Origin of the sequence: Cellulomonas composti (assembly GCF_007990245.1) — a bacterium.
Classification (GTDB): Bacteria; Actinomycetota; Actinomycetes; order Actinomycetales; family Cellulomonadaceae; genus Cellulomonas; species Cellulomonas composti.
In genome coordinates, this window is the sequence record NZ_BJWG01000001.1 from 406,791 (window position 1) to 430,836 (window position 24,046).

The 24,046-nt window shown below is 74.2% G+C and carries 20 protein-coding genes; 14 read left to right on the plus strand and 6 right to left on the minus strand.

The window, feature by feature from the left end; all coding sequences use genetic code 11:
* The first annotated feature begins 54 nt into the window (after window positions 1-54).
* The 8 genes from CCO02nite_RS01885 to CCO02nite_RS01920 are packed head-to-tail and all read left to right on the plus strand — an operon-like array spanning window position 55 to window position 6,512.
* Window positions 55-1,041: a polyprenyl synthetase family protein gene (locus CCO02nite_RS01885; RefSeq protein WP_246117266.1), complete on the plus strand. Its 987-nt coding sequence runs from the start codon at window positions 55-57 to the stop codon at window positions 1,039-1,041.
* Complete coding sequence (locus tag CCO02nite_RS01890) at window positions 1,038-1,934, plus strand: phytoene/squalene synthase family protein (RefSeq protein WP_146841314.1); 897 nt, start codon at window positions 1,038-1,040, stop codon at window positions 1,932-1,934. The genes CCO02nite_RS01885 and CCO02nite_RS01890 overlap by 4 nt, the downstream gene beginning before the upstream one ends.
* Window positions 1,931-3,568: a phytoene desaturase family protein gene (gene crtI, locus CCO02nite_RS01895; protein WP_146841315.1), complete on the plus strand. Its 1,638-nt coding sequence runs from the start codon at window positions 1,931-1,933 to the stop codon at window positions 3,566-3,568. The genes CCO02nite_RS01890 and crtI overlap by 4 nt, the downstream gene beginning before the upstream one ends.
* A complete protein-coding gene (locus tag CCO02nite_RS01900; RefSeq protein ID WP_246117267.1) occupies window positions 3,565-3,960 on the plus strand; it encodes a lycopene cyclase domain-containing protein in 396 nt (131 codons plus the stop codon). The genes crtI and CCO02nite_RS01900 overlap by 4 nt, the downstream gene beginning before the upstream one ends.
* A complete protein-coding gene (locus CCO02nite_RS01905) occupies window positions 3,957-4,316 on the plus strand; it encodes a lycopene cyclase (RefSeq protein ID WP_146841316.1) in 360 nt (119 codons plus the stop codon). The genes CCO02nite_RS01900 and CCO02nite_RS01905 overlap by 4 nt, the downstream gene beginning before the upstream one ends.
* Window positions 4,313-5,233, plus strand: coding sequence for a prenyltransferase (locus tag CCO02nite_RS01910; RefSeq protein WP_146841317.1), 921 nt, complete (start codon window positions 4,313-4,315; stop codon window positions 5,231-5,233). The genes CCO02nite_RS01905 and CCO02nite_RS01910 overlap by 4 nt, the downstream gene beginning before the upstream one ends.
* A gap of 1 nt (window position 5,234) precedes the next feature.
* Entirely contained in the window at window positions 5,235-5,672 is a 438-nt protein-coding gene (locus CCO02nite_RS01915) for a pyrimidine dimer DNA glycosylase/endonuclease V (RefSeq protein WP_146841318.1), read from the plus strand.
* Window positions 5,673-5,711: 39 nt separating this feature from the next.
* A complete protein-coding gene (locus CCO02nite_RS01920; RefSeq protein ID WP_146841319.1) occupies window positions 5,712-6,512 on the plus strand; it encodes a potassium channel family protein in 801 nt (266 codons plus the stop codon).
* On the opposite strand, the gene CCO02nite_RS01925 is transcribed toward CCO02nite_RS01920, so the two are convergent.
* The 4 genes from CCO02nite_RS01925 to CCO02nite_RS01940 form a co-directional block, all read right to left on the minus strand.
* On the minus strand, window positions 6,513-8,555 hold the full coding sequence (locus CCO02nite_RS01925) for a glycosyl hydrolase (RefSeq protein WP_246117268.1): 2,043 nt from the start codon (window positions 8,553-8,555) through the stop codon (window positions 6,513-6,515).
* 26 nt (window positions 8,556-8,581) lie between these two features.
* On the minus strand, window positions 8,582-9,313 hold the full coding sequence (locus CCO02nite_RS01930; protein WP_146841320.1) for an efflux RND transporter periplasmic adaptor subunit: 732 nt from the start codon (window positions 9,311-9,313) through the stop codon (window positions 8,582-8,584).
* On the minus strand, window positions 9,310-11,028 hold the full coding sequence (locus tag CCO02nite_RS01935; protein WP_146841321.1) for a glycosyltransferase family 2 protein: 1,719 nt from the start codon (window positions 11,026-11,028) through the stop codon (window positions 9,310-9,312). Before CCO02nite_RS01935 ends, CCO02nite_RS01930 begins: the two co-directional genes overlap by 4 nt.
* A gap of 292 nt (window positions 11,029-11,320) precedes the next feature.
* Window positions 11,321-11,977 (minus strand): TetR/AcrR family transcriptional regulator, encoded by a 657-nt coding sequence (locus CCO02nite_RS01940; protein WP_146841322.1) that lies wholly within the window; start codon window positions 11,975-11,977, stop codon window positions 11,321-11,323.
* Between the two features lie 70 nt (window positions 11,978-12,047).
* Between CCO02nite_RS01940 and CCO02nite_RS01945 the strand changes: the two genes are divergently transcribed.
* From CCO02nite_RS01945 to CCO02nite_RS01955, 3 genes are read left to right on the plus strand one after another with little or no spacing between them, the layout of a single operon-like run.
* Window positions 12,048-13,094 carry an ABC transporter permease gene (locus CCO02nite_RS01945; RefSeq protein ID WP_246117269.1) on the plus strand — a complete coding sequence of 349 codons (1,047 nt, stop codon included), beginning with the start codon at window positions 12,048-12,050 and terminating at the stop codon, window positions 13,092-13,094.
* Window positions 13,091-13,912, plus strand: coding sequence for an ABC transporter ATP-binding protein (locus CCO02nite_RS01950; RefSeq protein ID WP_246117270.1), 822 nt, complete (start codon window positions 13,091-13,093; stop codon window positions 13,910-13,912). Before CCO02nite_RS01945 ends, CCO02nite_RS01950 begins: the two co-directional genes overlap by 4 nt.
* Window positions 13,902-14,780, plus strand: coding sequence for an ABC transporter ATP-binding protein (locus CCO02nite_RS01955; protein ID WP_146841324.1), 879 nt, complete (start codon window positions 13,902-13,904; stop codon window positions 14,778-14,780). Before CCO02nite_RS01950 ends, CCO02nite_RS01955 begins: the two co-directional genes overlap by 11 nt.
* On the opposite strand, the gene CCO02nite_RS01960 is transcribed toward CCO02nite_RS01955, so the two are convergent.
* Together CCO02nite_RS01960 and CCO02nite_RS01965 are read right to left on the minus strand one after the other, a co-directional pair.
* A complete protein-coding gene (locus CCO02nite_RS01960; RefSeq protein WP_246117271.1) occupies window positions 14,781-15,377 on the minus strand; it encodes an HdeD family acid-resistance protein in 597 nt (198 codons plus the stop codon). It lies immediately after the preceding gene.
* Window positions 15,378-15,959: 582 nt separating this feature from the next.
* Complete coding sequence (locus CCO02nite_RS01965) at window positions 15,960-17,186, minus strand: NAD(P)/FAD-dependent oxidoreductase (protein WP_146841325.1); 1,227 nt, start codon at window positions 17,184-17,186, stop codon at window positions 15,960-15,962.
* Between the two features lie 147 nt (window positions 17,187-17,333).
* Here CCO02nite_RS01965 and glgX point away from each other — a divergent pair, with 147 nt between their 5' ends.
* From glgX to treZ, 3 genes are read left to right on the plus strand one after another with little or no spacing between them, the layout of a single operon-like run.
* Window positions 17,334-19,724, plus strand: a complete 2,391-nt coding sequence (gene glgX, locus CCO02nite_RS01970) for a glycogen debranching protein GlgX (protein WP_246117272.1) — start codon at window positions 17,334-17,336, stop codon at window positions 19,722-19,724.
* Window positions 19,721-22,228 (plus strand): malto-oligosyltrehalose synthase, encoded by a 2,508-nt coding sequence (gene treY / locus CCO02nite_RS01975; protein WP_146841326.1) that lies wholly within the window; start codon window positions 19,721-19,723, stop codon window positions 22,226-22,228. Before glgX ends, treY begins: the two co-directional genes overlap by 4 nt.
* Window positions 22,229-24,010 (plus strand): malto-oligosyltrehalose trehalohydrolase, encoded by a 1,782-nt coding sequence (gene treZ, locus CCO02nite_RS01980; protein WP_146841327.1) that lies wholly within the window; start codon window positions 22,229-22,231, stop codon window positions 24,008-24,010. It abuts the gene before it with no gap.
* Window positions 24,011-24,046: the final 36 nt, after the last annotated feature.

A 24,046-nucleotide genomic window follows, 5' to 3' on the forward strand; every position in this document is an offset into this window, starting at 1 on the left:
TCGACAGACAGATCGACGGGCAGATCGACCAGCAGATCGGACGAGAGAGCCGCCGTGCACGCACCTTCGGCCGGCGACGCCGAGCTGCCCGCGCTGCGCGAGGCCATGGCGGCGGCCTGCAGCGGCGGGCGTCGCCTGCGGCCCGCGCTCGTCGCGGCCGCCTACCGCGCCTACGGCGGTACCGACCCTGCACCGGCCGCCCACGTCGGCGAGGCGGTCGAGCTCCTGCACGGGGCGTTCGTCATGCACGACGACGTGATCGACCACGACGAGGTGCGCCGCGGCCGGCCGAACGTCGTCGGGACCTTCGCCCGGCGCGCGCGGGGCGCGGGTGCGGCCGGCGGACCGGCCGACGACTACGCGCGGGCCGCGGGCATCCTCGCGGGCGATCTCGCGCTCGTCGCCGCCGCACGTGGGTTCGCGACCACGCCCGCGCCGGCGCCGGTCGTCGCGCGGCTGCTCGACCTGCTCGACGAGGCGGTGACGGCGTCTGCGGCGGGCGAGCTGCGCGACGTGCGCCTTGCGCTACGCCTCGAACGACCCGACCTGGCCGAGACGCTCGCCGTGACCCACCTCAAGACCGCCGCGTACTCGTTCTGCCTGCCGCTACGGGCGGGCGCGCTCCTTGCGGGCGCCGACGACACGGCGCTCGTGCGGCTCGACGAGCTCGGCCGACTCGCGGGCGTCGCGTTCCAGCTCCAGGACGACCTGGTCGGCGTCTTCGGCGACCCCCGGGTGACCGGGAAGAGCGCGCTCGGCGACCTGCGCGAGGGCAAGGTCACGGCGCTCGTCGCACACGCGGCCACGACGCCGTGGTGGACACGCATCGAACCGCACCTTGGCGACCCGGACCTCTCGACCGCGCAGGCGGGCGCGGTGCGTCGCGCGCTCGAGGACTGCGGCGCGCGCGCCTTCGTCGCCGAGCTCGCGGCCGCCCACCTGGGCGCGGCACGCGACCTCGCCGCCCGGGCGGGGCTGCCCGACGAGCTGCTCGTCGCGGTGCTCGGTCCGGTCGCCACGCTCGTCGAGCGTGCCGCATGAGCGGCACCGGGACACCGGCGGCGCACGGCGGGCGCTCGGGATACGACGCGGCGGCCCGGCACGCGGCCGCAACCGTCGTCGAGCAGTACTCGACGTCGTTCGCGCGCGCCTGCCGACTGCTGCACGAGCCCGTGCGCACCCACGTGCGGGCGATCTACGCGCTGGTGCGGGTCGCCGACGAGGTGGTCGACGCACCCGACCTGCCGCTCACGGCGGCGCAGCGGCGACGGCACCTGGACGCGCTCGAGGCCGCGACGCTCGAGGCGATGGGCACCGGCTTCTCGACCGACCTGGTGGTGCACGCGTTCGCGCTCGCGGCCCGCGAGCACGCCATCACGGCCGACCTGGTCGCGCCGTTCTTCGCGTCGATGCGCACGGACCTGGACCGTGCGAGCCACGACGACGCCTCCTACGACCGCTACGTGCACGGCTCGGCCGAGGTCGTCGGCCTGATGTGCCTGCGCGTGTTCGTCGGGGCGCCCGATGCGGACGACGAGCTGCGGCGCGACGGGTACGAGCGGTTGGCGCCCGGGGCGCGGCGGCTGGGGGCCGCGTTCCAGCAGGTCAACTTCCTGCGCGACCTCGCCGCGGACCGTGACGACCTCGGCCGTGTGTACGTGCCGGACGTCGACCCGGACCACCTCACCGACCGGCAGCGCGACGCGGTCCTCGACGAGGTGGACGACGACCTCGCGACCGCGGCGCGCGCGATCGCGGCGCTGCCGCCCTCGAGCCGGCGCGCGGTCCGTGCCGCGCACGGGTTGTTCGCGGCGCTCTCGCACCGCCTGCGCGCGACACCGGCACAGGCCATCGCGCGGGGGCGGGTCCGCGTCCCGGCACCGGCCAAGGCCCTGGTCGTCGCGCGCACGCTGCTGCCGGCGGGCCGGTCGTGACGCGCCGGGCGGTCGTGATCGGCGCGGGCATCGCCGGGCTCGCGGGTGCGGCGCTGCTCGCGCGCGAGGGCTACGTCGTCGAGGTCGTCGAGCAGCAGGACGCCGTCGGCGGCCGGGCCGCGACCTGGCGGCACGCGGGGTTCACGTTCGACCTCGGGCCGTCGTGGTACCTCATGCCCGAGGTGTTCGACCACTTCTTCCGGCTGTGCGGCACGAGCGCGGCGGCCGAGCTCGACCTCGTCGCGCTCGACCCCGCCTACCGGGTGCTGCGCGAACCCTCGTCGGGACCGGGTACCGCCGAGGCGCTCGACGTGCGGACCGGGCACGCGCGCGAGCTGTTCGAGGCGCGCGAACCCGGCGCGGGCGAGCGGCTCGACGCCTACCTCGCGTCCGCGGGCGAGACCTACGACCTCGCGGTGCGCGAGTTCCTCTACCGCACGTGGGCCTCGCCGTCGGCGCTGCTCGACGCCGAGCTGCTGCGACGCGCACCCACGCTCGCGCGGCTGCTCGGGACCTCGCTCGAACGGTTCATCGGGCGGCGGTTCTCCGATCCGCTGCTGCGGCAGGTGCTCGGGTACCCCGCGGTGTTCCTGGGCACGGCGCCGGACCGCGCACCGGCGCTCTACCACCTCATGAGCCACGCCGACCTCACCACGGGCGTGCTCTACCCGCGGGGCGGGTTCGGCACGGTCATCGACGCGGTCGCGCGCTGCGCGCGGCGGACGGGCGTGGTGGTGCACACCTCGACGCAGGCCACCGGGATCTGCACGCGCACCTCGAACGGTCGCGCGCACGTCACAGGCGTCGAGGTCGCCGCCGGCGGGCGCTCGTGGGTGATCCCCGCCGACGTCGTGCTGGGTGCGGGCGACCTGCACGACCTGGAGACCCGGCTCGTGCCCGCACCGCTGCGGACCTATCCGGAGCGGTGGTGGCGCCGCCGCGACCCCGGGCCCGGCGCCGTTCTGGTGCATCTCGGCGTGCGCGGCCGCGTGCCCCAGCTCACGCACCACACGATGTTCTTCACCCGGGACTGGCGGACGAACTTCGACGCCATCCTCGGCCCGCGGCCCCGCGTGCCGTCGCCCGCGTCGATGTACGTCTGCGCGCCGTCGCGCACCGACCCCGGCGTCGCTCCGCCCGACCACGAGAACCTGTTCGTGCTCGTGCCCGTCCCCGCGCAGACCGCGATCGGGTCCGGTGGCCTCGACGGCGGCGGCGACCCGGTGGTGGAGCAGGTCGCGGACGAGGCGATCGCCGCGATCTCGCGGTGGGCCGGCGTGCCGGACCTCGCGTCCCGGATCGTCGTGCGCAGGACCGTCGGCCCGGCCGACTTCGCGCGCGACCTGTCGTCGTGGTCGGGCGGCGCGCTCGGACCCGCGCACACCCTGCGCCAGAGCGCGATGCTGCGGGGCCGCAACGCGTCCGCGCACGTCGACGGTCTGCTCTACGCGGGCGGCTCCACGATCCCGGGCATCGGGCTGCCGATGTGCCTGATCAGTGCCGAGCTCGCCGTCAAACGCCTGCGCGGCGACGCCTCGCCGCACCCGCTCGAACCGCACCCTCACGAGCAGCACCCGCTCGAACTGCACCCTCGCGAGCAGCACCCGCTCGACCAGCGTGCGGTGATCGCATGAACGGGCTGTACCTCGCGTGCCTGCTCGCGTCCTGGGCGGGCGTCACCGTGCTCGACGTGCGGTGGCGGCTCGCGCTCGGTGTGCCCGCCCGGCGCTCGCGACGGACGGCGGCGCTCGTCGTCGGAGCCGGGGTCGTCCTGTTCCTCGCGTGGGACCTCGTCGCGATCGCGGCCGGCTACTACGGCCGCGGTGCACCCGACCTCATGGTCAGGATCGAGCTGCTCCCCCATCTGCCGCTCGAGGAGGTCGTGTTCGTGACGTTCCTGTGCCACCTCACGCTCGTCGTGGACGCGCTGGTTCGTCGCGTGCGCGCACCACGGGAGCACCCGACGACGAGCGCGACGACGCGACGTCCACCGACCACCACGACGAGGGCTGCGGTGGAGGCATGACGTACGCGACGCTGGCCCTGCTGGCGGTGGCCGCCGCCGCCGCCGTGACGACCACCGCCGTGGTGGTCGAGACCCGCCGCGGTCGATCCGCCGCGGGGCTCCTGGTGCCGACCGCGTGGACGGCGCTCGTCCTGGTGGCTCTCACCGTCGTCGCGGACAGCCTCATGGTGGGCGCGGACCTCTACCGCTACGCGCCCGAGGAGCTCCTGGGACCGCACGTGTGGCTCGCGCCGATCGAGGACCTCGCCTGGCCGCTGGTCGCCGCGCTGCTGCTCCCGTCGCTGCGCACGCTGCTCGACCCGTCCTCCGGAGCGGCGCCCACCCGCGCGGACGCACCGACGGGAGCCCGGGGATGACCGCCGCGGCCCCCGAGCGCACCCTGGACGAACCCCGACGCGCGCGGCGCGACGCGTGGGCCGGTCTGCGCCAGGTCGTCGGGTCCTCGCGACCGCTGAGCTGGATCGACACGGCGTACCCGTTCGCGGCCGCCTACCTGCTCGCGGGCGGCGGCCTCGACGTCCGGCTCGTCGTCGGCACGTTGTACTTCCTTGTGCCCTACAACCTGCTGATGTACGGGCTGAACGACGTCGTGGACCACGCCTCCGACGTCGCCAACCCCCGCAAGGGCGGCGTCGAGGGTGTCGTGCTCGACACGCGCTGGCACCGGACCACCCTTGTCGCGGCGACCGTGACCAACCTGCCGTTCGTCGTCGTGCTGCTCGCGCTCGGCGGACCGGCGGCGGGGGCCGTCCTGGCGGTGTGCGTCGCGGCGGTCGTCGCGTACTCGGCGCCGCGGCTGCGGTTCAAGGAACGGCCGGGCCTCGACTCGGCGACCTCCGCGACGCACTTCGTCGGACCCGCCGTGTACGGCGCGGTGCTGGCCGGCGCGCACGCGTCGTGGCCCGTCGTCGCGACGCTGCTCGCGTTCTTCGCGTGGGCGTGCGCGTCGCACGCGTTCGGTGCGGTGCAGGACGTCACGGCGGACCGCGGTGCGGGCATCGGGTCCGTCGCGACCGCGCTCGGCGCCCGCCGGACCGTGCGGCTCGCGATGCTGGGGTACGCGCTCGCGGCGCTGCTCCTGCTCACCGCGGGCCGGCCCGTCGCGCTCGCGGCCGTCGTCCCGCTCGCGTACCTCGCATCCGTCGCTCCGTTCCGGCACCTGTCCGACGAGAACTGCGAGGACGCCCACCGCGGCTGGCGTCGGTTCCTGTGGCTCAACCTGCTCGCGGGCTTCGCGATCACGCAGGGCCTGATCGTCTCGGCGATGGCCTGACGTGCGGCTGTGGTCGTTGCACCCGGAGCATCTCGACCGGATCGGCCTGGTCGCGTGCTGGCGTGAGTCGCTGCTCGCGCAGCGCGCGCTGCACCACCCCACCGGCGGCTACGGTCGCCATCCGCAGCTCGAGCGGTTCCGCGCGGCACCCGACCCGCTGCTCGCGATCGCGGGCTACCTCGCCGGGCTCGCGGCCGAGGCCGACGCGCGCGGGTACCGCTTCGACCGGACGCGGATCGCCCGCCCGCTGCCCGCGGGCGTCGACCTCGTCCGGCTCGTCGTGACGACGGGCCAGCTCGACCACGAGGTCGCGCACCTGCTCGCGAAGCTCGACGCGCGCAGCCCGGCCGACGCGGCTCGGCTGCGCGCCGCGACCGTGCGCGCGCACCCGTCGTTCGTCGTCGCCCCCGGCCCGGTCGCGTCCTGGGAGCGCACCTGAGCGGTAGCCTCCCCCCGGACGAGTGACGCGGGAGGCGCCATGACCACCGACGACACCGAGCCCGCGCGGGACGGCTCCGGGCCGCCCTCGCGGGCGCGCATCGTGGCACGCGTCCGGCGCGCGGCTCCCGACGACTACGGCTACGTCCTCGCGCTCCTGACCGCGTCCTACGTCCTGTTCGTGTTCTCGACGCAGCCGTGGGTGCAGGTCCTCGTCGTGGTGCTGCAGTGCGGCGCGCTCGCGCTCGCGGTGCGCACGTCGCAGCCGGGTCCGCGCCTGGCCCTGACCATCCGCGTCGTGATCGTGCTCGGGCTCATCGCCAGCGGGCTGTCGCTCGCGCTGCTGGACGACGAGGCCGCGCGGGGGGTCACCGACGCCGTGCTCGCGGTCGTGCTGCTGGTCACGCTCGTCATCGTGCTCGACCGGGTGCTGTCGCGGACGTCCGTGACGCTGCACTCGATCGCCGCCGCGCTGTCCGGGTACCTGCTGCTCGGCATGCTGTTCTCGAACGTCTTCGGCGTCGCGACCTGGCTGCAGGGCGGCGAGTTCTTCGCCGACGGCGAGCTCGCCGACGGGCCCGCGCTGCACTACTTCTCGTTCACCACGCTCACGACGCTGGGCTACGGCGACCTGACCGCCGCGACGAACGCGGGCCGCGGCCTGGCGACGTTCGAGGCGCTCGTCGCGCAGGTGTACCTCGTGACCATCGTCGCCCGGCTCGTCGCCGCGTTCCCCGCCCGCCAGGCCTCGCGCGAGGCCGCGTCGTCCGACGAGCGGGCTGCCGAACCGGTCGACCGCACGGTCGATCGCACGGGCGACCGCACGGTCGACGAGGCGTAGCTACCCGCCCGCGACGAACGCGAGCAGCGCGGTCCGCGACGTGCCGTCGTCGATCGCGTCGTCGGGCAGCGAGAGCAACGCGTCCCAGGCCTGCGCGGCGTCCTGCTCCCCTGCCAGCGACAGGTACGCCAGGACGTAGCCGCCGAACGGGACGTCGAACCCGTTCGGCGTCGCCTCCTGCACGGCCGCGCGGATCCGCTCGGGCGGCACGTCGGTCGCGAGCGCACGCTGCGCCGGCCCCATCGGCAGAAGCTGGATGCCGAGGATCGCGTCCGGGTCGGGGCTGAACCACGTGGCCCAGTCGCGCTTGCCGCCCCAGACGAGCGACACGATCTCGTGCTCGTACCCGGTGAACGCGCCCAGGTCCGGTGCGGTCCAGTACGCGCGGGCCGCGGCCGACTCGGTGGACAGCATCCAGGTCGCCTGCGTCGCGAGGTCGTCCTGCCCGGAGGCGGCGGCCCACAGCGCGAGCCCGTTCCACGCGTTGACGGCCTCGGAGCTGGACTCCTGGTTGTTGCCGTCGGCGAACGGCGCGGTGCCGGACGCCCACGAGTGCCCCGCGTACGGGTCGAACGAGCGCAGCTGTGGCAGCGCCTCGCTCGGGGTCGCCGCGGCGATGTCGGCCGCGAGCAGGTCCAGCACCGGAGCCAGGTCGGCCGTGAGCGCCCGATCACCCGCGCCCAGCAGGCCCGCCGCGGCGAGCAGGTACCCGTAGTGGAAGTGGTGGTCGTTGAGCTGGTCGGAGCCGAACGACGGCGTGAGCCCGAGCGCCGAGCGCGCACCCTCGTCGTACACGACACAACGGGCGTCGCGCTGCTCGCACCCGTCGGGCTGCGCCCACTCGCGCAATGCGGCGGACGTGCGTTCGCGCAGGTCGGCGACCTCCGCGGGCGCACCCAGCTCCTCGCCGAGCACGACGAGCGTCGCGGCCCGGAACAGCGCCTTGCCGCCGAAGTAGGTGTCCGACCCGAACGGATCGGTGGCCGCCACGTCCGCCTCGAGCGCCGTCAGCATCGCGGTGCGCTCGTCGGCCGTCACGGCGGTGACCTCGGGTACGGAGGCGGGCACGACGAGTGGCGCGAACGAGGTCAGCGCGCTGCCCGCGCACAGCTCGAGGTCGCCGCCGACGCTCGCGTAGGTGCCGAGCCCGCAGCCGGTGCGCCCCGGCTGCTCGCCCGCGCGCTGGTGCGGCGCGAGGACGTATGCGCCGGGTCCGCCGGTCGTGCGGTAGGTCAGGGTCGTGCGCACGACGTCGCCGACGCCGTAGGTGACGTCGACGCCCTCGACCGGGTGCGCCGCGGCGTCCGCGAGCGCGACGGCGGCTCCGTCCGCGGCATCGTCGGGCAGGGCGTACCAGCCGACCACGTCTCCCGCGGCGAGCTCGCTGGCGCCCTCGTCGTACCCGGGTCCGACGAGCTGCCAGGAGGTGCTGTCCTCGTCGCCGGACGCGGTCGCGGGCCCCTCGGGCGTCGCGACGAGCGGCCCGGCGGTGCGCACGGTGACGGCGCGCGCGGCGGTGAAGGTCACCACCGGCGAGCCCTCCGCGAGCGCGACCGACCCCAGCGCGTCCCCCGCGTCGTCGCGCAGCTCGATCGTCACGGCGACGGGGTCCGCCGCGGTCACCACGGCCTCGGCGGCGCCGACGTCGACGGTCAGCGCCGGCACGTGCGAACCCGCGATCGTCGCGGCGGTGGCGACCGGCCGCGGCAGACCGATCGTGAAGCCGGGCCCGTCGAGCTGGAACGACAGCGGCTGCGCGAACACGGGCTGGTCACCGAAGACGAGGCCGCTGTACCAGCGGTTCGTCTGCGGCACCACACCGTCGGCGACCCGCGCGGCCGGCAGGTCCGTGACGGCGCGCTCGGGCACGGCGGCGACCAGCGCTGCCGTCTCGAGGTCGGGCACCGCGGCGTCGGGCGGTCCCGCCGCGGGGCTCGGCTCACCCGTCGAGCCCGTCGCGGCCGACGGGTCCGGACCGCCGGAGGCCGTGCACGCGACGAGCGTCCCGACGAGCATCCCGACGAGCACCGTCGACGCCAGCACGGCGCCCGGCCTCCAGCGGCGGGCCGTCACCCGAGCACCCCCCGCACGTAGGACGTCACGGCGTCGGAGACGGTCGTCACCACCCCGTCGTTGCGCAGCGCGAGGCTTGCGACCACGGGCGTGCCGGCGTTCATGAGGCCGTTCTGGCCGCCGTCCTCGAGGTCGTCGCTCGCGACCGTGACCACGGCCTGGGCCTGCCCGGCGACCGTCGTGACCTGCACGCGCTCGACGTGCCCGGTCACGGTCGCCGAGTTCGGCAGCTCGATCGTCACGGTCGCGTCCTGCGGGACGCGCGCGTACTCCTTGGGCGAGAGCGTGTACTCCGCCTGCACGTAGAGCGTCCCGGCGCGCTGCACGGTCGCGAGGTGGTCGGCCGCCGAGACGAACGTTCCCTCCTGCGCGGCGACGTCGGTGACGACGCCGGCGTCGGTCGCGAGGATGACGAGGTCACCGTCCGCGTCGATCGTCGTGGACGCGCCCGCGGCGCTCACGGTGCCGTCCGCGAGGTCACGCTCGAGCGACGCGGAGTCGACGACGAACAGCGGGGCGCCCGCGACCACCTCGTCGCCCACCTCGACCTGCTGGCCCACGACGAGGCCCGCGTACGGCGTCCCGACGACGTAGGACTGCGCGAGGATCTGCGCGGAGTCGCTCACGGCGGTCCCCCGCCGGACGTTGACGTGGTAGGTCGCCAGCGCGGCGACGACGAGGACGACGAGCAGGCCCGCCAGGAGCCGGAACCGGATACGCCAGGTCATGCGGCACCTCCTGCGATCGGGGTGGACAGCTCGGGGCTCTCGGCGCGGCGTCGGCCGCGCGCCCGTTCGAGGCGCTGCGCCTCGCGCGCGGTGCGCCGCCCGACGCGGGCCTCACGCCACGCGGTGAGGACGAAGCCACCGAGGATGAGGGTGTTGGTCGCGTTCCAGGCCAGCGCGAGGCTGGGATAGCCGTTGGAGACGTCCTTCCAGATCCCGACGATCGTCGTGAGCAGGAGGAACTCGAAGAACATGAGCTGCGGGCCGATGAACGCGAACGGCGAGCGGTAGGCCGTCCTCGAACCCGTGACGTGCCAGGCCTGGTCGCGGCGCAGCACCGCGTTCGTGAGCGCCTTGACGTAGATCGGGAACGACACGGACGCGAGCAGCAGCACCTGCCAGCGGAACGACCCGAGCGTGTAGAACGCGAGCACGATCTGCAGCACGTAGAACCCCGCGTAGTACAGCGCCCACGTCAGCGGCGTGATCGTGAGGTTCATCGGCGTCAGGTCGAAGTAGATCTGCAGCGGCGGCACGAGCAGCAGGAGCAGCGGCGCGATCCCCGTCAGGTAGTGCGTCGCCGTGACGGTGTACTGCAGCCGCTGGTCGAGCGTGAGTGGGTGCTTCCGGGACATCGGGTTGTGCGTGAGCATGATCTCGAAGCCGCCGGTCGCCCAGCGCAGCTGCTGCTTGGAGTACGCCTCGATCGTCTCCGGGGTGTCGCCGATCGCGAGCGTCTGCGGGATGTAGACGGTCCGCCAGCCCTTCTCGTGCAGCATCAGCGAGGTCCAGACGTCCTCCGACTTCGAGTCGGAGTAGATGCCGCCGACCGAGTCGATCGCGGCTCGTCGGAACACGACGTTGGTGCCCACGCAGAACGCCGCGTTGAAGCGGTTCCGGCCCGGCTGGATGAACCGGTAGAACACCGCCTGCATGTACCCGGCGCCCTGGGAGACGACGGTGTGCAGGTTGCCGTAGGTCTGCGGCGTCTGGACGAACGCGACGTCGTCCTTGGCGAAGAACGGCACGGTCTCGTGCAGGAACGTCGGCAGCGGGACGAAGTCCGCGTCCAGGACGACGAACAGCTCGCCGCTCGCGATCGACAACGCGTGGTTGAGGTTGCCGGCCTTGGCGCCGTTGCTGGACAGCCGCCGCACGTAGCGGGCACCCAGCTCGGCGGCCAGGTCGCGCACCTCGTCGCTACGACCGTCGTCGAGCACCCACGTGCGGTGCTCGCCCTGCATCCCGAGCGCCGCGGAGACGGTGCGGCGGATCGTCGCGAGGTCCTCGCCGTACGTCGTGATGAAGACGTCGATCGTCACGGGGCGGTCGCGGAGGTACATGGTCCAGTCGTGCGGCCGGGCCTCGGCGCGCGCCCGGACGATGTTCGCGACGTCGTAGAGCCGGTCCTGCGCGTGGTGGAACGCGAACCCGCGCGGGTCGTGGCCCGCGGACAGCACGGTCCACATCGCCAGCAGCGCGTGCACGATCAGGACGGTCTCGGCCGCCATCACCATCACGTACGGCAGCCAGTCGCCGCGGTTGGCGGGGTTGAGCAGGAAGGCGGCGTACACGACGATCCCGGCGCTCGCGAGCAGGACGAGCAGGACGAGCGACGGGCTCTGCGCGGACTCGGTCTCGCGAGGCCGGGCGGGCGCCCCCCGCGGGGTGTCGGTGCGGCGCGGCTCGAGGACGAGCCGGTCGAACGTGGTGGTCATGGTGCCCCCTTCATCGCCGGTCGAGACGGCTGCCGGAGGGCTGGGGCCGACCGGTGCCGATGCGACGGCAGCGGTGGCGCCCGTTCCACGGGACGAACCCGTGTGATGAATCGACGCTAGCCGAGGCCCCACTCCGGCTGTCCACCAACGGACCGTGTGATGCAGGTCACCATCGAGAGAACTGCAGGTGAGCGGCCCGTGAACGGGTCGATCCCACCCGCGTGTCGGACCGCAGAGCGGGACCGCGGCATCGCGCGACCCTCGCACCGCCCAAGATGTGGTCGCGTCCGTGTCACGTGCTGGTCGCGTCGAGGTCGTCTCCGACGAGGGCGGGCAACGGAGCGGTCAGGTGGTGCTGCACCACGGCCGCGAGGATCGCGACGAGCCGCTCGGGGGTCTCGCGGGCGAGCGGGTCGATCTCGACGACGTGCCGCAGGAACACGAGCCCGACGATCTGCGAACCCGCTAGCGCCGCCCGGAGCTCGGGCTCGTCGGCGCCGAGCGCGTGGGCCACGGGCTCGAGCAGCTCGGTCACCAGGAGCCCTCGCAGCACCGGCACGGCGGCCCGGTCGCCGGCGACCGTGCGGATGATCGCGAGCGCGGGTCCGCGGGCGGTCTCGTCGGACAGGAGCGCGCCGACGACCCCCGCGACCCGCAGCCCCACCTCGTCGCGTGGGCCGTGCCCGATCTGCTCCACGACCTGCGCGGGGTCGAAGGGCAGCACGACCGAGGCGCGGAACAGCTCCTCCTTCGTGCCGAACCAGTGCCCGACGAGCTTCGGGTCGACCCCGGCGTCGGCGGCGACGCGCCGCAGGCTCGTGCGTTCGAGCCCGCGCGCCGCGAACTGGCGGCGTGCGGCGGCCAGGATGTCCGCGCGCGTGGTGCTCGGTCCGGGTCGTCGACCCCGGCGCGGGCGGCCCGGCGCGGCGCCGCCGTCCTTGACCGGCACCCGGCACCTCCCTAGATTTCCTCACGTACGGATTTCTCGACGAGCGTACCGGGAGCGCACCGTGCGGGCCATGATCCTCAAGGAGTTCCGGGAGCTGCGCCGCGACCGGCGCACGGTCGCGATGCTCGTCGTGCTGCCGGTGCTCCTGCTCGTCGTGTTCGGGTACGCCGCCAACTTCACGATCGACTCCGTCGCCACGCAGGTCGTCGGGCCGGGCGCCGAGCACGCCGCCGCGGCGCTGCCCGAGCCGTTCGACCTCCAGGGCACCGACCCGTCTGCGGGCGCCGACGAGGCGCACCGCCTGCTGCGCGACAACGAGGCCGACGTCGTGGTCGACACGGGCACCGTGCCGCCGACCGTCTACGTCGACGGGTCGAACCTGTTCGTCGCGCAGGCCGCCGTCGCCGCGCTCGGCCGCCTCGGCGACCAGGTGAGCACCGAGGTGCTGTTCAACCCCGACCTGACGACGTCATGGGTCATGGTGCCGGGCCTGGTCGGGCTGATCCTCGCGTTCATCGGCACGATCATCACGAGCATCGGCCTGGTCCGGGAGCGCCAGACCGGCACGCTCGAGCAGCTCGCCGTGATGCCGCTGCGCCCGTCCGACGTCATCGTCGGGAAGATCGCGCCCTACTTCATCCTGGCGTCGCTCGACATGCTCGTCGTGACGCTGCTGGGGGTCTGGATCTTCGACGTGCCGTTCGTCGGCAACCCGGTCCTGTTCGCGGCCGGGGCCGCCGGCTTCCTGCTCGTCGTGCTCGGGTTCGGCGTGCTCATCTCGACCGCCTCGCAGACCCAGGGACAGGCGATCCAGCTCGCGATCATGACGCTGCTGCCGCAGATCCTGCTCTCGGGGTTCATCTTCCCGCTGGCCGCGATGCCGCCGGGCGTGCGCTGGATCGGCTACTGCCTGCCGCTGACGTACTTCATCCAGCTCTCGCAGGGGATCATGCTGCGCGGCGCGGGCATCGACTCGCTGTGGCCCGCGCTCGTGGTGCTCACCGGGATGGCCGCGGTCGTGTTCACCGCGGCCGTGCTGCGGTTCCGTCGCGACCTCGCGCCGGCCCGCCGACGGCCGCACGCGCACGCCCCGGCACCCTCCGGGGTCGCCGCGTGACCGCGTGGGGCGTGCGCGACCTGACCGTCCGCCGGGGCACGCGCACCGCGCTCGACGGCGTCACGCTCGACGTCGTCCCGGGTGAGGTCGTCGCGGTCGTCGGCGGCGACGGTGCGGGCAAGACGACGCTGCTGCGCACGCTGGTCGGGGCGATCACGCCCGTCTCCGGCCGGGTCGCCGCCCCCGCGCTGCGCGAGATCGGGTTCATGCCCACGACCTCCGGCACGTGGCGCGAGCTGTCCGTCCAGGAGAACGTCGCCTTCGTCGGCGGCGCGTACGGCCTGCGGGGCGCCCTGCTCGCCGAGCGCAGCGAGCGGCTGCTCGCGGCGACGGGTCTGGCCGGCGTGCGCCGGCGTGCCGCGGGCGACCTGTCCGGCGGGATGCGGCAGAAGCTGGGCTTCGTGCTCGCGATGCTGCACGAGCCCGCGCTGCTGGTGCTCGACGAGCCGAGCACGGGCGTCGACCCGGTCAGCCGCGTCGACCTGTGGCGGCTCGTCTCGTCGGCCGCGGTCGCGGGGACGGCCGTCGTGATGGCGACGACGTACCTCGACGAGGCCGAGCGCGCGTCCGGAGTGCTCGTACTGGATCGCGGCCGCGTGCTCGCGTCCGGGCCGCCCGACGAGGTCGTCGCGGGAGCGCCCGGCGTCGTGCGCAGCGTGCCTGCTGCGACCGTGCCCGCGCACGCGTGGCGCCGCGGCGCGCAGGTCCGCGAGTGGTTCGCCGACCCGTCGGGGGCCCCGGGCGAGGCCGTCACACCGGACCTGGAGGACGCGGTGATCGCCGCCGCGCTCGCGAAGGAGGCCCTCAGTGCCCGCTGAGCCCGCCGCCGGCCCGGCGCTCGTCGACGTGCAGGGCGTCACGCGTCGGTTCGGCACCTTCACGGCGGTCGACGACGCGTCCCTCGTCGTGCACGCGGGCGAGATCGTCGGGCTGCTGGGCGCCAACGGCGCGGGCAAGACGACGCTCATCCGGATGGTGCTCGGCCTCACCCCGCCGACCGTCGGACGGATCCTCGTGTTCGGCGAGCCGCCCTCGCGCTCCGGCCGCCGCCGGCTCGGCTACGTGCCGCAGAGCCTCGGCCTGTACGACGACCTGAGCGTGCGCGAGAACCTCGCGTTCGTGGCCGCGGTCTACGGCTCCCCCGTGCCCGTCCCGCCCGACCTCGCCGACGTCGCCGACGCGCTCGTCGGGACGATCGGCCTCGGCCGCCAACGCCGCCTGGCGTTCGCGGCGGCCCTCGCGCACGGCCCCGAGCTGCTCGTGCTCGACGAGCCGACCTCGGGCGTCGACCCGCTCGCGCGGACGCGGTTGTGGGACGCCGTGCACGAGCAGGCCGAGGCCGGGGTGGGCGTCCTGGTCACAACGCACTACATGAGCGAGGCGCAGCAGTGCGACCGGCTCATGCTGATGTCGCGCGGCCGGTGCGTCGCCACGGGTTCGGAGGCCGACATCGTCGCGGGGACGACCGCGGTGGCTGTCCGGACGACCCGCTGGCAGGACGCGTTCGTCGCGCTCGACGCGGCGGGGCTGCCCGTGACGCTCGCCGGTCGCGCCGTGCGCGTGGCCGCGACGCCTCCCGACGACGTGCGGGCGGCCCTCCTGCGGGCCGGGCTCGAGGCGCAGGTCGACCAGGTCAGGCCGACGCTCGAGGAGGCGATGACCGAACTCGACCGCGTACCGGCCTGATCAGGCGTACGCGATCGGGCCCGAGCCGCCTGTGCTGCGCACGTGCAGCCGGCCGGCGACGATCAGCGTGATGCCCTCGAACAGCATCTCGATGCCCAGCAGCACGCCGATCAGCGTCATCGACGCCGCGATCGGGTTCACCAGCACCCAGATGCCGACCACGAGCGACGCCAGACCGGACAGTGCCCACAGCCAGCGGTGCCCCCGCTGCGAGAACACCATCACGAGCCGCGTGACGCCGGCCGCGAAGAACGTCGCGCCGACGAACAGGGTCACGGTGATCGCCCCGACCTTCGGGTCCGCGAGCAGCAGGATCCCGACGACGACGAGCGCGATCCCGCCCAGCAGCGTCACCCAGAACCCCGAGCCGCCCCGCCGCGCGAACGACGCGACCGCCAGTGCCACGCCGCCGACGATCGCCGTCCAGCCGATCACCAGGATCGAGACCACGGTCGCGATCACCACGTCGCCGAGCACGACGAACGAGCCGAGCACCAGCAGGATCCCGAGAACCACGTCCCACCCGGTTCGGCGCCGGGTCACCTCGACCCCGGTCGGTCCCAACGTCCCGGGCTGCGTCGTGCGCGCATCGCTCATGCGGGGATCATCCCGCACCCCCCGCCCCCCGCACGCCGACACACCGAGCCCCGCCACACTCTCCCCCACCCACCCACCACCCGCGCCGTCAACGCAGCCATCGATGCAGATCAACCCGGCCCCACCCGCCAAGACCTGCACCCACCCCTGCATCCACGAGTGTGGGGCGCCGTCCCGGGAGCCGCAGCCGCCGAAGCACGCCAACCGCCGACACCCGCCAGCCCGGCGCCGACACCCCGCCACCCCGGCACCCCGACCGTGAGTGCAGCCATCGATGCAGATCAGCGCGGCCCCACCCGCCGAGACCTGCACCCATCCCTGCATCCACGAGTGTGGTGCGCCGTGCCAGGTGCCGCAGCCGCCGAAGCACACCAACCGCCAACACCCGCCAGCCCGGCGCCGGCACCCACCAACCCGGCACCCCGACCGTGAGTGCAGCCATCGATGCAGGTCTGCGCGGCTCCACCCGCCGAGACCTGCACCCATCCCTGCACCCACGGGAGTCGGGGGGCGGGGGCGTGGGGGGCGGGGTGGTGGGGCGGGGGGCGGTGGGGCTGGCGGGTGGGGGCGGCGGGAGGCGGGTCAGGCGGTGAGGGGGGTGGTGGGGTCGGCGAGGCGGGTGGGGTCGATGCGGGTGCGGGAGCGGATGAGGGCCTGGACGTCGTCGACCACGTCCCAGACGTTGACGTTCATGCCCGCCAGCACGCGGCCGTCGCGCAGCCAGAACGCGACGAGCTCGCGGGCCGCGAGGTCGCCGCGGACGACGACCTCGTCGTACCCGGCCGGCCCGATCCACCCGGTGTATTCCATGCCGAGGTCGAACTGGTCGGTGAAGAAGTACGGCAGCCGGTCGTAGGGCTCGTCGGCGCCGAGGACGGTCGCCGCGACGGTCTCGCCGTGGTGCAGCGCCGCGTCCCAGTGCTCGACGCGCACACGCGCGCCCAGGAACGGGTGCGCGACGGCGGCGAGGTCGCCGACCGCCAGGACGCGGGGGTCCGAGGTGCGCAGGTGCGCATCGGTGAGCACGCCGTCGCCGACGTCGAGGCCAGCAGCCTGCGCGAGCGCCACGCGCGGCCGGGCGCCTACCGCGACGACGACGAGGTCGGCGGGCAGCAGCGTCCCGTCGTCGAGCTCGACGGCGCCGACCCGCACGCCGTCACCGCCGGGCACGAGCGCGCGCACCTGCGTCCGCACGCGCAGGTCGACGCCGTTCTCGCGGTGCAGCGCGGCGAACATCGCGGCGAGCTCGGGGCCGAGCACGCCGTGCAGCGGCGCGTCGCCGCGCACGAGGACCGTGACCTCGCACCCGGCCGCGCGGGCCGCAGCGGCCACCTCGAGCCCGATCCAGCCGCCACCCACGACGACGACGCGCGGCGATGCCGCGAGCAGCACGCGCAGCCGATCGCTGTCGTCGAGCGTGCGCAAGCTGACGACGCCCTCGAGCCACGCGCCCGGCACGTCGAGCCGGTTCGGCTCGGAACCCGTGGCCAGGACGAGGTGGTCGTAGTCGGTGCGGCCGCCGCCGGCGTCGAGCACGTGCTGGGAGGCCCGGTCGATCGCCGTCACCGTGACGCCCGTGCGCAGCCGCACCTCCTGCTCGTCGGCCCAGTGCGCGTGGCGCACGAAGGAGTCGCGCTCGTCGGTGCCGAGCAGGTAGCCCTTGGACAGCGGCGGGCGCTCGTAGGGGCGTTCCGTCTCGTCGCCCAGGATCGTCAGATCCCCCTCGAAGCCGCGCTCGCGCAGCGCCTCGGCCGTCCTGGCGCCGGCGAGCCCACCGCCGACCACCACCACCCGTCCCGACGTCGTCATGCGGTCAGCCGAGCACCCCGGCGGGCCGCGCGCAACCCCTGCGCGTCCGTCGTTGCGCGTGCGAGGGGCGCGGCGCGACCTGGACGTGTGACGAACTCACCCCCGGCAGGCCGTGCCCGTCGGCCCGCACGTGGCACGCTGGGCGCCATGCTCATCTGGCCCGGACGCCCTTACCCCCTCGGCGCCACGTACAACGGAGCAGGCACGAACTTCGCCCTGTTCTCCGAGATCGCCTCTCGCGTGGAGCTGTGCCTGATCGACCCCGACGGGACCGAGACCCGCCTGGACCTGCCGGAGGTGGACGCGTTCGTCTGGCACGGCTACCTGCCCGCGGTGCAGCCCGGTCAGCGCTACGGCTTTCGCGTGCACGGCCCGTACGACCCCGAGAACGGTCACCGCTGCGACCCGTCGAAGCTGCTGCTCGACCCGTACGCCAAGGCGATCCATGGCCAGGTCGGCGAGGACGCGTCGCTCTACTCGTACCGGTTCGACGACCCGACGCAGCGCAACGAGGAGGACTCGGCCCCGCACACGATGCACTCGGTGGTGATCAACCCGTACTTCGACTGGGGGCACGACCGCCCGCCGGAGCACGAGTACCACCGGACCGTCATCTACGAGGCGCACGTGCGGGGCCTCACCAAGCTGCACCCGGCGATCCCCGAGGAGCTGCGCGGGACGTACGCGGGGATCGCGCACCCCGCCGTGATCGACCACCTCAAGCAGCTCGGCGTCACGGCGCTCGAGCTCATGCCCGTGCACCAGTTCGTCAACGACCCGTCGCTGCAGGCCAAGGGCCTGTCCAACTACTGGGGCTACAACACCATCGGCTTCTTCGCGCCGCACAACGCGTACGCCGCGTTCAGGCAGCCGGGCCAGCAGGTGCAGGAGTTCAAGGCGATGGTCCGCGAGCTGCACGCGGCGGACATCGAGGTCATCCTCGACGTGGTCTACAACCACACCGCCGAGGGCAACCACCTGGGCCCGACGCTCAGCTTCCGCGGCATCGACAACGCGAACTACTACCGCCTCGTGGACGACGAGAAAGAGCACTACTTCGACACGACGGGCACGGGCAACTCCCTGCTCATGCGTTCGCCGCACGTGCTGCAGCTGATCATGGACTCGCTGCGGTACTGGGTGACCGAGATGCACGTGGACGGCTTCCGGTTCGACCTGGCGGCCACGCTCGCGCGGCAGTTCCACGAGGTCGACCGGCTCTCGGCGTTCTTCGACCTCGTGCACCAGGACCCGGTCGTGTCGCAGGTCAAGCTCATCGCCGAGCCGTGGGACGTCGGTGACGGCGGCTACCAGGTCGGCGGGTTCCCGCCCCTGTGGTCGGAGTGGAACGGCAAGTACCGCGACACGGTGCGCGACTTCTGGCGCAGCGAGCCGTCGACGCTCGGCGAGTTCGCGAGCCGGCTGACCGGCTCGTCCGACCTGTACGCGCACTCCGGGCGCCGCCCGATCGCGAGCGTCAACTTCGTCACCGCGCACGACGGCTTCACGCTGCGCGACCTCGTCTCCTACAACGAGAAGCACAACGAGGCCAACGGCGAGGACAACCGCGACGGCGACTCGTGGAACCGCTCGTGGAACGCCGGCGTCGAGGGGCCGACGGACGACGCCGCGATCAACGCGCTGCGCGCCCGCCAGCAGCGCAACTTCCTCGCGACGGTCCTGCTCTCCCAGGGCATCCCGATGATCTCGCACGGTGACGAGCTGGGGCGCACGCAGCAGGGCAACAACAACGTGTACTGCCAGGACAACGAGCTGTCCTGGGTGGACTGGGACCTCGACGAGACGCAGGCGGAGCTGCTCGCGTTCACGCGCCGCGTCGTGCGGCTGCGCACCGAGCACCCGGTGTTCCGACGACGCCGCTTCTTCGCCGGGGCGCCGGAGCACGGCGGTGAGTCCGAGCTGCGCGACATCGCCTGGTTCTCGCCCGAGGGCGAGCACATGCGCGACGACGAGTGGAACAACTCGCTCGCGCGCGCCGTGATGGTGTTCCTCAACGGCGACGCGATCATCGAGCCGGACGAGCGGGGCCAGGACGTCGTCGACGACAGCTTCCTCGTGCTGTTCAACGGCCAGCCGACGCCGACGTCGTTCACGATCCCCGACCCGGAGTACGGCGAGACGTGGACCGCCGTGCTCGACACCGACTCCCAGGTCGACCCCGGTGACACGGCGAACGCCGGCGAGGAGCTCGTCCTGGCCCGGCACTCGATGGTGATCCTCACGCGCCCGCCGGTCGAACCCGTGCCGACAGGTTCGGGGATCGGGGCCGTGGCCGCCGCCGCACGCGAGGCCGCGAAGGTGACCGTCGGGCGGACGACGACGAAGGTCTCGCAGCCCCACGCGGACGCCGACGTGCCCGCTGCGTCGGACGAGGGTGCGGTGCCCGACGAGGGTGCGGCGCCCGACGAGGGCACGGCGCCCGACGGGCGGTCCACGGCCGATGACGAGGCGGCCCGCAGGACCCGCCGCGCGCCACGCCGACCGCGTGCCACCCCACCGGAGGCGCCCGGACCGTGACCGACGCGCGCCAGACCCCCGCCCGCCGGCTGCCCGCCCCCGGGCGGCCCGTGCCCACCTCGACGTACCGGGTCCAGCTCGGACCGGACCTCACGCTCGACGACGTCGCGGCCCGGGTCGGCTACCTCACCGACCTCGGCGTGACGCACGTGTACCTGTCACCCGTGCTGCGCGCGGCGCCGGGTTCGACGCACGGGTACGACGTCGTGCGGCACGACGAGATCGCGCCCGAGCTCGGTGGCCTGCCGGCGCTGCGCCGGCTCGCGGATGCCGCGCACGGCGCGGGCCTCGGGCTGGTGCTCGACATCGTGCCCAACCACATGGCCGTCCCGACGCCGGTGTGGCACAACGCGGCGCTCTGGTCGGTGCTCGTCGAGGGGCCGGCGTCGCCCTACGCCTCATGGTTCGACGTGGACTGGTCGGCCGGCGACGGCGCGGTGCTCATGCCGGTGCTGGCCGACCGGATCGGCGCGGTCGTCGCCTCGGGCGAGATCACGCTCGACGAGGCGGACGTCCCGGGCTTCGGCACCACGACCGTGCTGCGCTACGGCGAGCACGTCTTCCCGGTCCGCGAGGGCACGACGGCGCTGCCGCTCACCGAGCTGCTCGAGCGCCAGCACTACCGCCTCGCGTACTGGCGCGTGGCCGACGAGGAGCTCAACTACCGGCGGTTCTTCGACGTCGGCACGCTCGTCGCGGTGCGTGTCGAGGATCCCGACGTGTTCGAGGCGACGCACCGCCTGGTGCTGGACCTGCTGGCCGACGGCACGCTCGACGGCCTGCGGATCGACCACCCCGACGGCCTGGCTGACCCGGCCGGATACCTTCAGCGGTTGCACGAGGCGAGCGAGGGCGCGTGGGTCGTCGTCGAGAAGATCCTCGAGGGCGACGAGGACCTGCCCGCGGACTGGAGCACGGCCGGCACCACCGGCTACGACGCGCTGTGGCGCATCCAGCAGACGTTCGTCGACCCCGGCGGCGCCGCGCCGCTGGGCGCACTCATGCACCGGCTCACGGGCGACGCGTCGGACGACTACGCGCACGTCGTCGAGCAGGCCAAGCGCGAGGTCGTCGACGGTCCGCTGTACGCCGAGGTGTACCGCCTGACGACGCTCGCGGCGAGCATCTGCTCCGACGACCTGCGCCTGCGCGACCACACGTGGCGCGCGGTGCACGAGTGCCTCGTCGAGCTGCTCGTCGCGTTCGACCGCTACCGCGCCTACGTCGTGCCCGGTCAGCAGGTGCACCCGGACTCGGTCGCGGCGCTCGAGCACGCGGCGGCGGTGGCCCGCGGGCGGATGTCGGCCGAGCGCGGGGCGACGATGGACGTCGTCGTCGACCTCATGCTCGGTCGCGAGGTCGGCAGCGCCGGGCGCACGCGCGGGAACCGGCGCGACGAGCTCGTCGTGCGCTTCCAGCAGACGTGCGGCGCGGTGAATGCCAAGGGCGTCGAGGACACGGCCTACTACCGCTGGACCCAGCTCGTCGGGCTGTGCGAGGTGGGCGGCGAGCCGACCCGGTTCGCGCTGACGCCCACCGACCTCGCGGCCTGGGCGGCGCGGCAGCAGCAGACCGCGCCCCTGGCGATGACGACCCTGTCGACGCACGACACCAAGCGCGGCGAGGACACGCGCAACCGGCTCGCGGCGCTGAGCGAGCTGCCGCTCGAGTGGGCGGACCTCGTGCGCCGGGTGCACGCGACGACCGCCGCCTACCGCAGCGCGCGCGTCGACGGCCGGATCGAGTCGTGGCTGTGGCAGACGCTCGCCGGCACGTGGACGGCCGACGGCCCGATCTCGTCGGACCGGCTCGTCCCGTACCTGACCAAGGCGATGCGCGAGGCCAAGACCAGCACCTGGTGGACCGCGCCCGACGACGTCTACGAGACCGCGGTGCTCGACCTGGCCCGCCACGCGCTGGCCGACCCCGTGGTGAGCGGGCTGTTCGAGGGCTGGGAGCAGCGCACGCGTGCGGCGGTGCGGGCGACGACCCTGGGCACCAAGCTCGTGCAGCTCACGCTGCCGGGCGTGCCGGACGTCTACCAGGGCTCCGAGGTCGCGGTGCCGACGCTCGTCGACCCGGACAACCGCCGGCCGGTCGACGTCGACGCGATCGCCGCGCGCCTCACGCGTCTCGACGAGGGTGCCGGGCCGCGGGACCTGTCCGACGAGAAGCTGCTCGTCACGTCGCGCGCGCTGCGGGTGCGCCGGGACCAGCCCGATGCGTTCGTCGGACCCGAGGCGGGCTACGTGCCGCTCGCGCACTCGTCGGGCCAGTCGATGGTCTACGCGCGCACGGTCGCCGACGACCCGCGCGTGGTGGTCGTCGCGACGCGCCTGGCGGCGTCGGTGGACCGGCTCGGCGGGTGGGCGGACCACACCGTCGTCGTGCCGCCCGGCGACTGGCTGGACGTGCTCACGGGGCACGAGGTCACGGGCGGCATCGTGCCCGTCGCGCCGCTCCTCGAGCGCCTGCCCGTCGCGCTGCTGGTCAGGACGGCCTGAGTGGTGCGCGTGTGGGCGCCGCGAGCCGGCGCCGTGGACCTCGTCACGACCGCGCTCGCGACGGGTGACCGCGCACCGATGCAGCCCGAGCCCGACGGCTGGTGGACCATCGACGTGGACCTGCCGGACGGCACGGACTACGCGTTCTCGCTCGACGGCGGCCCGCCGCGCGCCGACCCCCGCGCCCCGCGCCTGCCGGACGGTCCCCACGGTCCGGGCCGCACGTTCGACGCGTCGGGTTTCGCCTGGTCGGACGCGGGCTGGTCGGGCCTCGACGTGCGTGGGCGCGTCCTCTACGAGCTGCACGTCGGCACGTTCACGCCCGTCGGCACGCTCGACGCAGCGGCCGAACACCTCCCGGAGCTCGTCTCGCTGGGCGTCGACGTGGTCGAGCTCATGCCGCTCGCGACGTTCGACGGGCCCCGCGGCTGGGGCTACGACGGCGTCACGCTATGGGCGGTGCACGAGGCGTACGGCGGCCCGGCGGCGCTGCAACGCTTCGTCGACGCCGCGCACGGCCTGGGCCTGGCGGTCTGCCTCGACGTGGTGCACAACCACCTCGGCCCGGCCGGCAACTACCTCTCGGAGTTCGGGCCCTACTTCACGCCGCGGCACCGCACTCCGTGGGGCGACGCGATCAACCTGGACGACGACGGGTCCGACGAGGTGCGCGCGTGGATCGTCGGCTCCGCGCTGCGGTGGCTCCGGGACTTCCACGTTGACGCGCTGCGGCTCGACGCGGTGCACGAGCTCGCCGACGACTCGGTCCCCCACCTGCTCGCCGAGCTCTCCGACGCGGTCGCCGCGCTGTCCGACGAGCTCGGCCGGCCGCTGTCGCTCGTCGCGGAGTCCGACCTGAACGACCTGGTCTCCGTCGCGCCGACCGCTGCCGGCGGCTGGGGCATGACCGCGCAGTGGGCCGACGACGTGCACCACGCGCTGCACGCGCTCCTGACCGGTGAGCGGCACGGCTACTACGTGGACTTCGGCTCGCCCGCGACGCTGCGGCACGCGCTGACCCGCGTGTTCGTCCACGAGGGCGGCTGGTCCGCGTTCCGCGGCCAGGACTGGGGCCGCCCGGTGCCCGCCGGCACCGACGGGCACCGGTTCGTCGTGAGCCTGCAGAACCACGACCAGGTGGGCAACCGCGCGCGCGGCGACCGCCCGGCGGAGCACCTCACGGACGACGCGCTCGCGTGCGCCGCCGCGCTGGTGCTGCTTTCGCCCTTCACGCCGATGCTCTTCATGGGCGAGGAGTGGGGCACGCGTCGCCGCTTCCCGTTCTTCACGTCGTTCCCGGACCCGTCCCTGGCGGCCGCCGTGCGCGAGGGCCGTCGGGCCGAGTTCGCCCGGCACGGCTGGGGCGAGCACGACGTCCCCGACCCGCAGGACCCGGCGACCGCGGCGGCGGCCGTACTCGACCACGCCGAGCGGCGCGAGCCGGGCCACGCGCGCCTGCTCGACTGGCACCGCACGCTCGTCGGCCTGCGCCGCAGCATCCCCGACCTCGCCTCGGGCGACCTCGCGGCGACCGACCTGCGCTGGGAGGGTCCCGACGAGCCCGCCGACGGACCGTGGCACGGTGTCCTCGTCCTCGTACGCGGGCGGGCGCTCGTCGTCGTGAACCTCTCGCCCGACGAGCGCCGGGTGCCGCTGGAGGTCCCGCCGGACGCCGGCCCGCTGCAGGTCGTCGCCGCGTGGGCGCCGGCCGTGCTCGACCCGACCGGCCCCGCCGTCCTCCTGCCGGGCACCTCGGTCGTCGTGCTCGTGCCCGGGACGTAGCCCGCCGCTCGCCGCCGCCGGACGCACCATCCCGCT